13 protein-coding genes and 1 pseudogene are annotated in these 14,482 nt (G+C 33.9%); 7 read left to right on the forward strand and 7 right to left on the reverse strand.

Features of this window, described 5'->3' with window-relative positions:
* The 7 genes and pseudogenes from AACZ49_RS15565 to AACZ49_RS15595 all read left to right on the forward strand — a co-directional run.
* Positions 1–497, forward strand: a pseudogene (locus AACZ49_RS15565) (hypothetical protein); the annotation flags it as partial.
* 32 nt (positions 498–529) lie between these two features.
* Positions 530–2,551, forward strand: coding sequence for a gliding motility-associated C-terminal domain-containing protein (locus tag AACZ49_RS15570; RefSeq protein WP_339656826.1), 2,022 nt, complete (start codon positions 530–532; stop codon positions 2,549–2,551).
* A gap of 65 nt (positions 2,552–2,616) precedes the next feature.
* The gene (locus AACZ49_RS15575; protein ID WP_339656999.1) at positions 2,617–3,510 is read left to right on the forward strand and encodes a type IX secretion system membrane protein PorP/SprF; all 894 of its coding nucleotides are present in this window, start codon (positions 2,617–2,619) and stop codon (positions 3,508–3,510) included.
* Positions 3,511–3,580: 70 nt separating this feature from the next.
* Positions 3,581–4,120 (forward strand): isopentenyl-diphosphate Delta-isomerase, encoded by a 540-nt coding sequence (gene idi, locus AACZ49_RS15580; RefSeq protein ID WP_339656828.1) that lies wholly within the window; start codon positions 3,581–3,583, stop codon positions 4,118–4,120.
* Complete coding sequence (locus AACZ49_RS15585) at positions 4,110–4,517, forward strand: 6-carboxytetrahydropterin synthase (RefSeq protein WP_339656830.1); 408 nt, start codon at positions 4,110–4,112, stop codon at positions 4,515–4,517. Before idi ends, AACZ49_RS15585 begins: the two co-directional genes overlap by 11 nt.
* A gap of 62 nt (positions 4,518–4,579) precedes the next feature.
* On the forward strand, positions 4,580–5,548 hold the full coding sequence (locus tag AACZ49_RS15590; RefSeq protein ID WP_339656832.1) for a type I phosphomannose isomerase catalytic subunit: 969 nt from the start codon (positions 4,580–4,582) through the stop codon (positions 5,546–5,548).
* A 59-nt stretch (positions 5,549–5,607) separates the two neighbouring features.
* The gene (locus tag AACZ49_RS15595; protein ID WP_339656833.1) at positions 5,608–5,877 is read left to right on the forward strand and encodes a hypothetical protein; all 270 of its coding nucleotides are present in this window, start codon (positions 5,608–5,610) and stop codon (positions 5,875–5,877) included.
* Positions 5,878–5,958: 81 nt separating this feature from the next.
* Here AACZ49_RS15595 and AACZ49_RS15600 read toward each other — a convergent pair whose 3' ends face one another.
* The 7 genes from AACZ49_RS15600 to AACZ49_RS15630 form a co-directional block, all read right to left on the reverse strand.
* Positions 5,959–6,654, reverse strand: a complete 696-nt coding sequence (locus AACZ49_RS15600; RefSeq protein ID WP_339656834.1) for a DUF4369 domain-containing protein — start codon at positions 6,652–6,654, stop codon at positions 5,959–5,961.
* Between the two features lie 82 nt (positions 6,655–6,736).
* Complete coding sequence (locus AACZ49_RS15605) at positions 6,737–8,011, reverse strand: DUF819 family protein (protein ID WP_339656835.1); 1,275 nt, start codon at positions 8,009–8,011, stop codon at positions 6,737–6,739.
* Between the two features lie 30 nt (positions 8,012–8,041).
* Complete coding sequence (locus AACZ49_RS15610) at positions 8,042–8,845, reverse strand: Cof-type HAD-IIB family hydrolase (RefSeq protein ID WP_339656836.1); 804 nt, start codon at positions 8,843–8,845, stop codon at positions 8,042–8,044.
* A 1-nt stretch (position 8,846) separates the two neighbouring features.
* Positions 8,847–11,045: a DUF5916 domain-containing protein gene (locus AACZ49_RS15615; protein WP_339656837.1), complete on the reverse strand. Its 2,199-nt coding sequence runs from the start codon at positions 11,043–11,045 to the stop codon at positions 8,847–8,849.
* A 48-nt stretch (positions 11,046–11,093) separates the two neighbouring features.
* Complete coding sequence (locus AACZ49_RS15620; protein ID WP_339656839.1) at positions 11,094–13,292, reverse strand: DUF5916 domain-containing protein; 2,199 nt, start codon at positions 13,290–13,292, stop codon at positions 11,094–11,096.
* A gap of 62 nt (positions 13,293–13,354) precedes the next feature.
* On the reverse strand, positions 13,355–13,522 hold the full coding sequence (locus tag AACZ49_RS15625; RefSeq protein ID WP_339656841.1) for an Arc family DNA binding domain-containing protein: 168 nt from the start codon (positions 13,520–13,522) through the stop codon (positions 13,355–13,357).
* Positions 13,523–13,581: 59 nt separating this feature from the next.
* Positions 13,582–14,433, reverse strand: a complete 852-nt coding sequence (locus AACZ49_RS15630; RefSeq protein WP_339656843.1) for an SPFH domain-containing protein — start codon at positions 14,431–14,433, stop codon at positions 13,582–13,584.
* Positions 14,434–14,482: the final 49 nt, after the last annotated feature.

Consider the following 14,482-nt stretch of genomic DNA (forward strand, 5'->3'; position numbering starts at 1 on the left):
ATGGAAACACAATTGATATTAGCGGAATCGATACAGATACCGATGACCAGACATTAAGTTTGACCGGTAACACATTAGCTATTGCCGATGGTAACTCAGTAGACTTGAGTGCATACGTTGACACCGATACCGATGACCAGACATTGAGTTTAACCGGTAACACATTGGCTATTGCCGATGGTAACTCTGTTGATTTGAGTGGATATGTTGACACAGATACCGATGACCAGACATTGAGTTTAACAGGAACTGATTTAACCATTGCTGATGGAAATACTATTGATATTCAATATGGTACTCCGGCTGTTGTCAGTACGGGAGCACCAGCAACAATACCGACATATGCTAATAATGAGTTATACTATTATGTAACTTATTATGACCCTACTGTATTTGCTAATGTAAGTGTTGATGCTGTTGGAGAAATGACCTATGATGTTATTGCCACACCAACTGATTATAACACATTGATTAACGTAGTTTTTGTAGCACAATAATTAGCTAATTGAGGTATAGATTCCAAATCGATTTGAAAAAAAAGCATATATATAAAACCATATTTCTCAGTATTGTTACTACAGTACTGGGTGTTTTGGTGTCCAATGCCCAATTTTTGTTGCAGGCACCAACTGATAGTGACCAAAATAATTTTCGTTGGTATGAAGCATCAGACAATACAACTGTACTTGGCACAGATTCCTTTTATGAGGTAACCCAACCAGGTATTTATTTTGCCAAATATGATGGTACTTTATGTGGGTCCAATGCAACGGGCTATTTTATAGTAACCGATTGTAATAATCCAAATAATGAAGTGACTATGGATGTTACTTCTAATGTTCCAAGTAGTGCTACAGTTAGCTGGAATCCTCCAGTAAGTGGAGATCAATTAAGACCTATGGTAATTGCAACAGACGCCGTTGTAAAATATACAGCATTTGTTACCAAAGCTGGTAATACATTTAGTTTGCCAAATTTTACGATAGTGTGTTTAAGTGAGGCGGCTAATTTAGAAGATGATTTAGTAACTACAGATGAAGAAGTTTCTGTTATTATTGATGTTTATGCCAATGATACAGATTTACCTAATATAGGAGCATTAACAATTACAGATCCTATTAACGGAACGGTAACAATAGATGATGGCGGTACACCAAATAATCCATTAGATGATATTATTACATATACTCCTGATTTAGATTTTAATGGCACAGATAGTTTTGATTATACGGTTTGTAATAGTTTCGGTGATTGCAGCACTGCAACGGTAACTATTGATGTGTTACCAATTGTAGATACAAATGATGATTCTTTAGTTGTTGATGAAAATGAGATTAGGGTCATAGATAATTGGCATTTAAACGATAATGACCTTCCTACCGTTGGCACGTTTAGTATAACGCAACCAGCTAATGGTTCGGCAACAGTAGATGATAGTGGTACACCAAGCGACCCATCAGATGATATTGTCACTTATTTTCCAAATAACGGCTATATAGGAAATGATACATTTGAATATACCGTTTGTGATGATTTAAGTAATTGTAGTTCATCACTTGTAACTATAATAATTAGCCCGTCTGGTGCGGATTTAGATAGCGATGATGACGGTATAGTAGATAGTTTTGAGGATTTGAATTTAGATGGAGACAATGATCCGTCAACCGATCTTACAGATTCTGACGGTGATGGTTTTCCAGACTACTTAGATATTGATAGTGACGGTGATGGTATACCAGATAATGTTGAAGCTCAAGCTACAGCGGAATATATAACACCTTCAGGCCTTGATGCAAATTCTAATGGTTTAGATGATGCTTATGAAACAAATGGGTTAATGGGAATATTCCCAGTAGATACCGATTCCGACAATCTTCCTGATTATTTAGATGAAGACAGTGATAATGATAATATTCTTGACGAAATAGAAGGTCATGATTATAATCAAGATGGTATTGCAGATGTGGTAAGAATAGCATCTGATAAGGATAATGACGGTCTTGATGACGGATTTGAAGGTTCTATTTCTGTAGATATAGATGTAAACGATGAAATTGATAATCCATATGCTCAATTACCAAATACAGATGATGATGAAAAATCTGATTATAGAGATACAGATGATGATGACGATGGTATAGAAACTATTGATGAAGATATAAATCTTAACGGTAATTATCTTGATGATGACTCAGATGATGATGGTATTCCAAACTACTTAGATTCAGATTTAGGTCAATTAGAAGAAGAAATTGAAGTTTTTAACGTTATTACACCTAACGGTGATGGTATTCATGATGAGTTAAGAATCTCTGGCTTACAAAACTATCCTAACAATACATTGAAAATCTATAATAGATGGGGTGTATCTGTTTATAATACTAGAGCATATAATACAGAAGGGAATGTTTTTAATGGCACATCTGAAGGTAGGGTGACCGTAGATGTTGATAGTAAACTGCCAGTAGGCACATATTTCTATATTCTAGATTATGAATTACCGAACGGCGAAACAAAAACACTTTCTGGTTACATATATATTAATAGATAAGAAGAATGTTAAAAGCAAATATAAGCATACCTAAAACGAGCATTTTAAAGCAGTTTGTTGCTATCATGACTTTCAGTTTTGGTATGTTTTCTTATGGCCAACAAGATGCACAATATACTCAGTATATGTATAATACGGTAAGTGTGAATCCTGGTTATGCCGGTTCGAGAGGGCATATTAGTATTGCAGCGCTACATCGTTCTCAATGGATAGGTTTAGATGGTGCGCCAACGACACAAACTTTTAATATTCATTCACCTATTGGATATAGAGGAGTAGGGCTAGGATTGGCGATTGTAAATGATAAAATAGGACCGACCTCAGAAACTAATTTTGATGTAGATTTTTCATATACAATTATGACATCGACAGAAGGTAAAATAAGTTTTGGTCTAAAGGCCAGTGCTAATTTGTTAGATATACGTTTTTCAGAATTAAATCAATATAGTACAGACCCAACCTTACAACAAGATATTGATAATAGGCTTTCCCCTAATATTGGAGCTGGAGTGTATTATCATACCAATAAGTTTTATTTAGGATTATCTGTACCGCGTTTCTTGGAGACATCACATTTTCAAGAAACCAATTTATCAACTGCAAAAGAGCAGATGAATATATATCTTATAACAGGGTACGTTTGGGATTTGGATGAATTTGTGAAATTTAAGCCAACAATACTTACTAAGGTGGTAAAAGGGGCGCCTTTACAATTAGATTTATCGGCAAATTTTATGTTAAATGATAAATTTGTTATTGGAGCAGGATATAGATGGGGTGCGGCAATTAGTGCTATGGCTGGGTTTAATATTTCAAATAAGTTCTTAATTGGGATTGCTTACGACAAAGAAACTACAGAATTAGGTAATGCAGCCTTTAATGATGGTTCTTTTGAGGTAATTTTTAGATATGACTTTATTACTACTAAAAACAATTTGAGATCTCCACGATTCTTCTAGATTAGTCTATTTATGTATTATTATATATTCTACTTTTCGTAGAATAGGTTAAACGCCTTATTTTTACCTAATGAAGGAAGAAGAGGTAATTCTTGTAAATCAAGAAAACGAACAGATTGGCACCATGCCTAAAATGGAAGCACACGAAAAAGCTTTACTACATAGGGCATTTTCAGTTTTTATTGTAAATGACGGTGGTGAAATAATGTTACAGCAACGTGCAGCATCAAAATATCATTCACCTTTGTTATGGACAAACACATGTTGTAGTCACCAAAGGGTAGGGGAATCTAATTTAGATGCCGGAAAGCGAAGACTTCAAGAAGAAATGGGTTTTGAGGCGGAATTGAAAGAACTTTTTTCTTTTATATACAAAGCTCCGTTCGATAACGGTTTAACCGAACATGAATATGATCATGTGATGATAGGGAATTTCAATGCCGAGCCAAAGATTAACCCCGAAGAAGTAGAGGCATGGAAATGGATGTCACCAGAATTGGTCAAGAAAGACATTGCCGATAATCCTGAAGAATACACGGTATGGTTCAAAATTATTTTTGAAAAATTCTTCCGACATTTATTTAATAAAGTAGAGAACAATGAAGGTTAAGGTTAGTAGGAAAGCACACTTTAATGCGGCTCATAGATTATTTAGAAAAGAATGGGATGATGCAAAAAATACCGATATTTTTGGTAAATGCAATAATCCGAATTTTCATGGGCACAACTATGAATTAATAGTAAGTGTTACAGGTGAGATTGATCCGGAAACAGGTTTTGTTATGGATATGAAGGTGTTAAAAGATCTAATCAAACAAGAGATAGAAGATTACCTTGATCACAAAAATCTTAATATGGAAATAAAAGAGTTTGAAAATTTAAATCCGACAGCCGAAAATATAGCTGTGATTATCTGGAATAGGTTGAGACCTCATATTTCTTCTTCAAATGAATTGGAAATAGTTTTATATGAGACACCTAGAAATTTCGTAACATTTTCTGGATAATTTAGTTACTCAATAATGTAAGAAAATTCCTTATTTATCGTTATTGTTTAAAAATTTTAATTATGACCTTATATCCGCTTAAATTCAGACCAATTCTTAAAGAAAGACTCTGGGGTGGCACAAAACTTAAAGAAGTGCTAGGTAAACCAATAGAGAGCGATATTACTGGCGAGAGTTGGGAACTTTCTACAGTTAAAGGAGATATTTCTGTAATTGCAAATGGCAATTTAGAAGGTAAATCGCTACAAGATGTAATAGAATCTTATGGCGAAGAGTTATTAGGTAAAAGTGTTGTGGAAAGGTTTGGGAAAGAATTTCCGATATTAATTAAGTTTATTGATGCTAAGCAGGATTTGTCCATACAATTGCATCCTAATGATGAATTGGCAAAAGAACGTCATGAATCTTTTGGAAAAACAGAAATGTGGTATATAATGGATGCTGATCCAAAAGCAGAATTGATTGTAGGGTTCAACAAAGATGTCACTAAAGAAGAATATGCTGAAAGTATTGATAATGATACACTATTGGATCTTCTTAACTATGAACAAGTTAAAGAGGGAGATACATTCTTTATAAATACTGGAAAAATTCACGCAATTGGCGCAGGAGTGATGCTGGCAGAGATTCAACAGACTTCAGATGTTACTTACCGAGTTTTTGATTTTAATCGTAAAGACAAAGATGGTAATCTACGTGAATTGCACACAGAGCTAGCACTTGATGCGGTAGATTATAAAAAGAAAGATGATTTTAAGGTCCCATATAACCAAGAATTAAATAAAGTCAGCGAAATGGTTGACTGCCCTTATTTTAAAACAAATTTCATTCAGCTTACGGAAAACCTTGAGCTAGATACTACAAAACGTGATTCATTTACCATATTTATGTGTGTTGGTGGCGAAGTGGTAATAAAAACTTTTGAAGGTGAAGTAACTATTAAAAAGGGTGAAACAGCATTGTTGCCTGCTATTACCAAAAATATTTCGCTTCAATCTAAAGGAGCTAAACTTCTAGAAGTGACTATTTAGCATATAATTTACTCTTCAGCAACTCAAATATTGTATTTTTGCAAAAAAAATAATTAGTAATGGCAAGTATAAAAAATTTAAAGAAAGATATTAATAATGTTCTTGGTGACATTATCGAAGGCGTTTATATAGTAGATTCTGCAAACGGAAAGAATAATTCTAAAGAAGGTTCAGCTATTATAGATGAGGCTATTGCAAATTTTGATGAACTTATCGTTAAGGTTAACGAAAGTAAAATTGAAAATAAGAAGGCTCATTTCAATGAAGTAAGAAATGATTTGGAAACAAAAGCCAATAAATTAGTAGAAAAACTAAACAAGTTAGCTTAAGTTAAAAATCTATATTTAATAAACAAAAAAGCATCCTATTTATAGGATGCTTTTTTGTTTCAAACCATTTGGTGAATACTATTATTTTTTTTTCAAAAGTAAGGCTAACTCCTCGCCATATTTTGAGTTCGCTACTTCTGGAGAAAGAACACTATAGATAGAATCTAAATATTTAACATTGGCATCTGGTATTTCTTTTAGAGCAATATAAGGTGCTATGAATGAATTTTTATTGTTAAGTGCAAAATTGATAGCAAATGCATAACCTCTTTGTAAATTTCTATTACTGATATTTTCTAAAGAATCGATACTAACTTGAGATAATTGATTTTCAGGTTGTGCAGCCTTCATCATTATTTCGATATTTCTCTTATTGATACCAGACATTGTCATACTATACTCCTCTAATTTTTCATGACTTTTAGAACCAGAGATTTTTGCAGTAGTATCAAAGGTATTCCAATCTGTATTTATGGTAATTGTACCAGGTTCAGCAAAAAAAGTGATTCGGTCATTTATGTCATTGTTATCTTTCTTTTTCAAGTATAGATAATACACTTCAGGACTTTCTAATTTGCTCTTAAAAGTAAAATTACCATCACCGTTTATTGCTAAAGAGTCTACAGTAACTAGAATAGAATCAGGTACATGCTGTAAATAAAGCACCCCTTTTTTTAGCCCTTTAATTTTACCGGTTACAATTAACGTTTCTTCTGCGTTATCGCCACAAGAACTTAATACTAGGATAGAAACTAAAACAATTATTAATCTTTTCATTCGTATGATTTAGGCCGCAAATATCTATAAATTTTAATAGAAATGATTGGCTACTATTAATTTGTTATTAAAAAAGTGGTTATTACAATTTTGAGGCAATTTCCATTAAATATGCACAAAGCAATGCTCCACCAGTACCAACAACATAACCTAAAACGGCTAATAGCACACCAACCGAAGTTAGTGAAGGGTGAAATTCAGCCGCTACTACAGGAGCGGAAGCTGCACCACCAACATTAGCTTGGCTTCCTACTGCAAGAAAGAAATAGGGTGCTTTAATCAATTTCGCTACCAAAATCATGAGTGCGGCATGTATGGTTATCCAAATAAAACCAACTGCAATTAGGCCAGGATTTTCAAGAACCTTTCCTAAATCCATTTTCATTCCTATGGTTGCAACCAAGATATAAATGAACATTCCGCCAATTTTACTAGCACCTGCACCTTCATAATTTTTGGCCTTGGTGAAAGAGAGTGCAATACCTAAACCAGTTGCAATAACTACCATCCAAAAGAAGCTAGAGCCTAAGAAAGACAGAAAACTTTTTTGGTTGCTAACAGCATCAAAATTACTAGTTAAAAACGTACTTATTTCATCTCCAAAGAAATGAGAGATACCAACGGCGCTAAATGCTAAGGAAATCATTATCATATAATCGTTTAAAGTAGGTACGCGTGTTATTTTTTCAGTAAACTCGGTTACTTTTATTCTTAAGGTTTCAATTGCGGAAGTATCGGTCTTTAACCATTTGTCAATTTGTTTTGTTTTACCTACACCTAATAAAATTATTGCCATCCAAACATTGGCTACGACAATATCTATCAATACCATACCACCATACTTTTCAGGATTGTATTGAAATATTTCGAGCATTGCGGCTTGGTTAGCTCCGCCACCGATCCAACTACCAGCGATGGTAGAAAGGCCTCTCCATATAGCGTCAAAATCATTTCCGCCAACAGTATCTGGTGAAAATATGGAAACAATGAGTATAGCGATAGGACCGCCAATAATAATACCTGCACTACCTGTTAAGAACATTATAATGGCTTTAGAACCTAAATTGGATATCGCTTTTATATCTATACTCAATGTCATTAATACCAAAGCAGCTGGTAATAAGTATCTACTTGCCATAAAATATAGGTTGGAAATTTCATCTGAAATTATACCTGTGCTGGTAAGAATAGCAGGTAATAAATAGCACATAAGCACTGCTGGAACTATAGAGTAGAACTTGCTCCAAAAACCGGTTTTTAAGCTAGACGTGTAAAAAATAAAACCTAAACAAAGAGCAAGCAATCCAAAGACTACGGTATCATTGCTAATTAATGGTTGAGCTAGTAGGTTGTGCATATATTGGTGGGTTGCTATTTTCAAATATAGTTAATTAACCAAGTGTTCTTCAATGAAATGAGCCACTCCGTCTTCAGTGTTTTTTAAGGTGATGTAATTAGAAATAGTTTTAACTTCATCTCTAGCATTGGCAACAGCAACACCGAAACCAACATTTTCAAGCATTTCAATATCATTATAGTTATCACCAAAGGCAATAATATCTTCTAAAGAATCATTGTTGTCCATTACTAATTTTATTGCTGAGAGTTTTGAAACAGATTTTGGAGAAATTTCGATTAATGTGTCATTAGAACGATAAAGATTTAGCTGATTTCTGAATTTTTCATTAAGCAGTGGCATTAAAATATCTGCACTGTCTTTAGTACACATTAACATGATTTTATGCGCACCAATTCTTCTTTGTTTCCAATTCGACAATGTAGTCTCGGTTGATTGAAATGTGGGAGTAGATTTGGTGTATTTAGTTTCTTTTTCAACTCTAATAGAAGTTTGGGGTACATACCATTCATTAGAGTAATAAAGCCCTAAGTCAGCTTCCAAATTACTACATAGATCATAAATTTCTTTTAATAAATTAATAGGAATAACTACGGATGTTAATTCTTGTTGACCGGATAAAACAAGAGCACCATTATAGCATATGATAGTTTGATTGGTGATGCCTAAACTTTCTTGAATATAACGCATGCCACTTGGCATTCTGGCCGAAACCAAAATAATTCTTGTGTCATTCTTAATCTTGTTAATCTGTTCAATGGCGTATTTTGAAACATCGCTCTTTGTGGAAAGTAATGTTCCATCTAAATCGGAACATAGAATTTTATATTTCATTTTAAATATTTAACCAATACGTGAATTTAAGATTTATGGATCTATATTTTGGTTCAAATGAATTCACGAAATAATTATCATTATATACTATAAACAAATCAGATAAAGGCGCAAAACGCCATTGTAGTCTAGAGTTGAAACCAAGATTATCGCGTTGGTTACTGTATTGAATCAATGTGGACCAAAAAATAGATTTGCTAAAAGTTAGGTCTATTTTAGGGCTTATAAGCCATATATCTGCGCTAGGGTATGGGTCTGGTAAAGTTATTTGGTCATAATTCAGCAATATAGATATGAAGGCCTTGGGTTGAATTCGTAGGGTCATATTAGTTTCTAATGAAACTCGATCACCATTAAAAAAACGACCTAAGGTTGTTTCTGCCCTGTAGGAGAAAATTTTACGCATGTCTGATTGATAATTTGCCCTAATATTATTGTAATGATAGCCTTCATTTCCTGGAATGGGTGTGGCACCATCCGTATCCGTAGGATCAAAGGAATCGAATAAGTAGGTGTAGATATTAGACATTCCTATTTCAACCTGAGATTGGTTATTAAAATTTAAGGACCATGCACTTCTAAATTCATAATCTGTATTCTGGAAATTATTCTTTGGGCTCCAGATAAATATGGGGAAAATTTCAAAAGCATGATTTTGAATAGGACCGTTTTTAGGCCAAAAGACACGTTGTGCACTAAAAATATTCTTAAAAATATCGGTTCTACGTACAAAGCCTAAATCAGATGAAAAATCTTCATTCACATAAACCGTTTTACTATAAAAGTTATAGTTTCTGGCATTATAGCGCATACTCATACCACCTGCCATATTACCTTCATTATCATCAGGACTAAATGATTTGTGGGCAAAGAACTTACCGTTCCACCTGTTTTGTTTTGAGGCTAAATTATAGTCAAGGCCTAAAACTCTATTATATTCATCTTCACGAGTAACAAAGTCATATTCTTTAAAGGATTGTTTGTTAATGAAAAACATACCAATATTGGATCTAGAAAATACCTTTTGTTGCATGGCAATCATGGTATTATTGTTAGATGCAATTTCATTTGCTCGGTCTTCAGCTGTTTGAATATTCAGTAGGCCAATTCGTAAATCTTTTGTGAGTTTACCGCTCAGCCTTACACCTCCGATAATCTTATTTTCAATAGTGTTACCAGCTGTATCTTGGGCAATACCAATACGCCTAGAAAAGAAGGGGTTGGCATCTCGTTGATCACCAAAGCCTGCAAAAAGGTCATTATTATCAATAAAAAATTGCCTTTTTTCGGGTAGCGAAACTTCAAACCGGGTTAAGTTAGTTACTTGGTCATCTGCTTCGACCTGTGAAAAATCTGGATTTACCGTAATGTCCAGATTAAGACTGTTTCCTACAGATACCTTTACATCCCCGCCAAAATTAAAATCGTTTATACTTTCGTTATTCGTAAAATCTTTTTGTGAAAGTGTGTTGATGTAAGGTATAATGGCCAATGGTGTTCTTGATTTGCCTAAAGGTTTTTCAAAAACCATGTCTCCCATAAAAGCCAAATTATAAATTAATTGGTTTTGAGGAATCCTTGTCCAAGTACTACGTTCATTAGACTGTGTATCTACCCTGTAACTATTAAATCTCCATTTTGTAGAGCCTTCCTCAAACTTAAGAGAGGTAAAAGGGATAATCATTTCTGCTATAAAATAACCATCGTACATCTTGGCGTCACCTTTCCATTTTACATCCCAAGAAAGATTAAAATCGCTTCGATTTCCACCACCGTTTGAAATTAGTGCCTCTCTACGAACTCCGTAAGGATTTATACCAAATAAAAATGCATTTGTACCATCATTAAAAGTGTCAAATACCAATGAAAAACTATCGCTTCCGCTTCCCCTGAAATCTCGTTTTAAAGATTGGAGTGAATAGTTTTTGCCTACAGAACTTGCCTTAATAGCGATGTAAAGGTTTTTGTCGTCATAAAGCATCTTAATTTCTGATTGTTCTCTGGCTTGAATAGAATCTAAAGGGAAATATTCCCATAATTCATTCGCACTATCTGCAAATTCCCAAATAGGTTCGTCTAAAGCACCATCTGCAATAATACTTTCTTCAATAAATTTAACGGTAAAAGATTTAACCTCCTTTTGACAAAAAATTATAAATGAGAAAAATGAGAATATAAAACTAAGGATCCATTTTTTCATAATATAGTTCTCTTTAAAATTATCATAATCATTAAGTTAGTTATATAATTATATATTCAACCAATATGTGAATTTAAGATTCAAGGACCTATATTTTGGTTCGAATGCATTCACGAAATAGTTATCATTATATACAATGAACAAATCAGATAATGGGGCAAAACGCCATTGTAGTCTAGAATTTAATCCAAGATTATCGCGTTGATTGCTGTATTGAACCAATGTTGACCAAAAAACAGATTTACTAAATGTCACGTCTATTTTAGGGCTAATCAGCCAAATGTCTGCGCTTGCATATGGGTCAGGCAATGAAATTTTATCATAGTTCATTGCCAAGGATAGAAATACTTTTGGTTGAAACCGTAAAAACATTTCACCTTGAATAGAATAACGATCTCCGTTAAAAAAAGTACCCATTGTGGGTTGAATAGCATAAGCGAATCTTTTTCTACTATCTGACTTATATTCTAATGAAATACTATTATAATGGTATCCTATTTCGCCAGGTAATGGTATGGCATCATCTTTATCGGTCGGATCAAATTCTTCGAAAAGATAGGTGTAGGTATTATTATATACAACATTAATTTCTGATAGGTCTGTGAATTTTGATTCCCAAGAACCCATTACTTCATAATCAGTATTTAAAAAATTATTATCTGGACTAAATGTTAGAATAGGAAATAATTTAAAACTATGGGTTTGCAAGGCACTATCTTCTGGCCAAAAAATACGCTCGAACATAGTAGCTGTTTTAAAAATATCGGTTCTACGTATAAAACCAAGATCTGATCTAAAATCTTCCCCTATATAAACAATATCCTCGAAGAAGTTCCAATTTCTTGAATTGTATTGAAGAAAAGTACCTGATGAAAGATCCCGACTTCCAGAGTTGTGAGCAAAAGATTTATGAAGGTAGAATTTACCGTTCCAAGTATTATTATTGGAAATTAGATTATAGTCAACACCTGCAACCCTATTGTAACGATCATCTGAATCTTGAAAATCATAATCCTTAAAGGTTTGTCTATTAATAAAGAACATACCGATATTTGAACGTCCGAACACAGATTGTTGTAATGCTAACATGGTATTATTGTTAGAGGCAATTTGTTCATCCAAATCCTCACCTGTTTGTAGGTTTAAAAAACCTAACCTAAGCCCTTTGGTTAATTTACCGCTTAACCGTACGCCGCCAGTAATTTTATTTTCTATAGAATTATCTGCGGTATCTTTGGCAATACCTATTCTTCTTGAAAAAAACGGGTTGGCATCTCTACCACCACCGAAACTGCCAAAAAGGTCGCTGTTATCAATGAAGAACTGTCTTTTCTCGGGAAGTGAAACTTCAAATCGTGTTAGGTTTGTTACTTGGTTGTCGACTTCTACTTGAGAAAAATCTGGATTAACCGTTATATCCAAATTCATACTATTGCCTATTGCTACTTTAGCGTCGCCACCAACCTTTATATTAGAGTTAGGGTCATTTAATTCAAAGTCCTTTTGTGTTATCATATTGATATAAGGAATAAAGGCCAGGGGGGTCCTGTATTTGCCTAAAGGCTTTTCAAAAACCATATCGCCCATAAAGGTTAGGCCATAAATATTTTGATTTTGTGGAATATGCATCCAAGTGCTATTCTCGTTAGATTGGGTGTCGAATCGATAGCTATTGAACCTCCATTTTGTTTCACCTTCTTTAAACTTGAATGCAGTTAATGGAATCACCATTTCGGCTGTGTAGTAACCATCATATATTTTTGAATCTCCCCTCCATTTAACGTCCCATGAAATTGTAAATCCATTTAAATTTAATCCGCCTCCTGAGACTAAACCTTCGCGTCTTACCCCATAAGGATTAATACCGAAAAGAAAGGCATTGTTGCCATCATTGAAAGTGTCAAAAAGTAACGTAATGTTGTCACTATTACCTGCTCTGAAATCTCTTTTTAATGATTCTATGGCATAATCGCTACCAGCAGTATAGACTTTGATACCAACATATAGATTGTCATCATCATATAACATTTTAATGTCGGTCTGCTTTTTAGATTGAACGGAATCTAAGGGGAAATACTGCCAAAATTCATTTGCGCTATCTGCAATTTCCCAACTGGGTTCATCAAGAATACCATCAGGTACAATGTCAGCATTAATTTGCTTTACAACAAATGATTTGTTGCTTGATTGGGCGCTACAAATAAAACAAAAAAGTAGAAGCACGAGTGTGCTAATGTATTTGGCCATTTTGGTGGTAATTTGTTGGTGGGCCAAATTTAAGTTTTTGTTTAGTTAAATAAATGCTAAACTTATTCTGCTTTATTTTCTTTAGGCTCCCTTTTAGCTTCTTTCAAGCTCTTCATAAGCATCCACTCAATCTGCCCATTGGTGCTACGAAATTCATCTGCGGCCCATTTCTCAATGGCTTTTAACATAGATTCGTTTATGCGTAATGCAAATGCTTTTTTTTTACTCATAAAATTAATAAGCTGATAATGTTTTCTATTATTTCAGGATTCTGAGAATTCAATAATTGTTAATGATTTAAAGTGCCTGTATTTACTATAGGGGAAACATCCTTATCGGAACAAAGTACAACCATAAGATTGCTGACCATAGCAGATTTTCGTTCATCGTCTAAAGCAACCAAATCTTTTTTACTCAGCTCTTCTAGGGCCATTTCTACCATGCTTACAGCGCCTTCAACTATCTTGTGCCTTGCGGCAACTATAGCAGTGGCTTGTTGTCTTTTCAACATAGCATTTGCTATTTCTTGCGCATAAGCTAAATAGCCTATTCGGGCTTCTAAAACTTCTATGCCGGCCATAGATAGGCGTTCTTGAACTTCTTGTTCTAGTGCTTCGCTTACCTCGTTAACACTTGATCTTAAGGTTATATCTTCATCGAGACCCTCATCGGCAAAATTGTCATAAGGATACATACTTGCTAATTTTCGAACTGCAGCATCTGTTTGTACTCTTACAAAATTTTGATAATCATCAACATCAAAAGCTGCTTTATAGGTATTGGTCACTCGCCAAACTAAAATGGTGCTAATCATGATAGGATTACCTAATTTGTCATTGACCTTTAATCGTTCGCTATCGAAATTACTTGCCCTTAACGAAATTCTCTTTTTGGTATATAAAGGATTCACCCAAAAAAGTCCATTCTCTTTAATAGTGCCCACATATTTTCCAAATAAAAGTAAAACTCGTGAGCTATTTGGATTAACTAAAACAAAGCCTGCACACATAATTAATGCTGCAATAATCATAAAGACGCCAACGTAAATTCTTAAAAGTGCAATTCCGCCAATTAATAAAGCTAAAGCAACAAAAAGCATTACGTAGCCATTCTGTGGACTGTGAGTTTTTTCTACTTTCATAATTCATGATATTAAAATAATATCATGAATATATCGAAATAATTTAAAA

This window comes from uncultured Maribacter sp., assembly GCF_963975365.1.
Taxonomy (GTDB): Bacteria; Bacteroidota; Bacteroidia; order Flavobacteriales; family Flavobacteriaceae; genus Maribacter.

Bases quoted from the DNA above. Each gene is read 5' to 3' on its own strand.
- AACZ49_RS15625 (WP_339656841.1), bottom strand. From the start codon at position 13,522: ATGAGTAAAAAAAAAGCATTTGCATTACGCATAAACGAATCTATGTTA.
- AACZ49_RS15575 (WP_339656999.1), top strand. From the start codon at position 2,617: ATGACTTTCAGTTTTGGTATGTTTTCTTATGGCCAACAAGATGCACAA.
- AACZ49_RS15615 (WP_339656837.1), bottom strand. From the start codon at position 11,045: ATGAAAAAATGGATCCTTAGTTTTATATTCTCATTTTTCTCATTTATA.
- AACZ49_RS15590 (WP_339656832.1), top strand. From the start codon at position 4,580: ATGACCTTATATCCGCTTAAATTCAGACCAATTCTTAAAGAAAGACTC.
- AACZ49_RS15585 (WP_339656830.1), top strand. From the start codon at position 4,110: ATGAAGGTTAAGGTTAGTAGGAAAGCACACTTTAATGCGGCTCATAGA.
- AACZ49_RS15610 (WP_339656836.1), bottom strand. From the start codon at position 8,845: ATGAAATATAAAATTCTATGTTCCGATTTAGATGGAACATTACTTTCC.
- AACZ49_RS15630 (WP_339656843.1), bottom strand. From the start codon at position 14,433: ATGAAAGTAGAAAAAACTCACAGTCCACAGAATGGCTACGTAATGCTT.
- AACZ49_RS15605 (WP_339656835.1), bottom strand. From the start codon at position 8,011: ATGCACAACCTACTAGCTCAACCATTAATTAGCAATGATACCGTAGTC.
- idi (WP_339656828.1), top strand. From the start codon at position 3,581: ATGAAGGAAGAAGAGGTAATTCTTGTAAATCAAGAAAACGAACAGATT.
- AACZ49_RS15595 (WP_339656833.1), top strand. From the start codon at position 5,608: ATGGCAAGTATAAAAAATTTAAAGAAAGATATTAATAATGTTCTTGGT.
- AACZ49_RS15620 (WP_339656839.1), bottom strand. From the start codon at position 13,292: ATGGCCAAATACATTAGCACACTCGTGCTTCTACTTTTTTGTTTTATT.
- AACZ49_RS15600 (WP_339656834.1), bottom strand. From the start codon at position 6,654: ATGAAAAGATTAATAATTGTTTTAGTTTCTATCCTAGTATTAAGTTCT.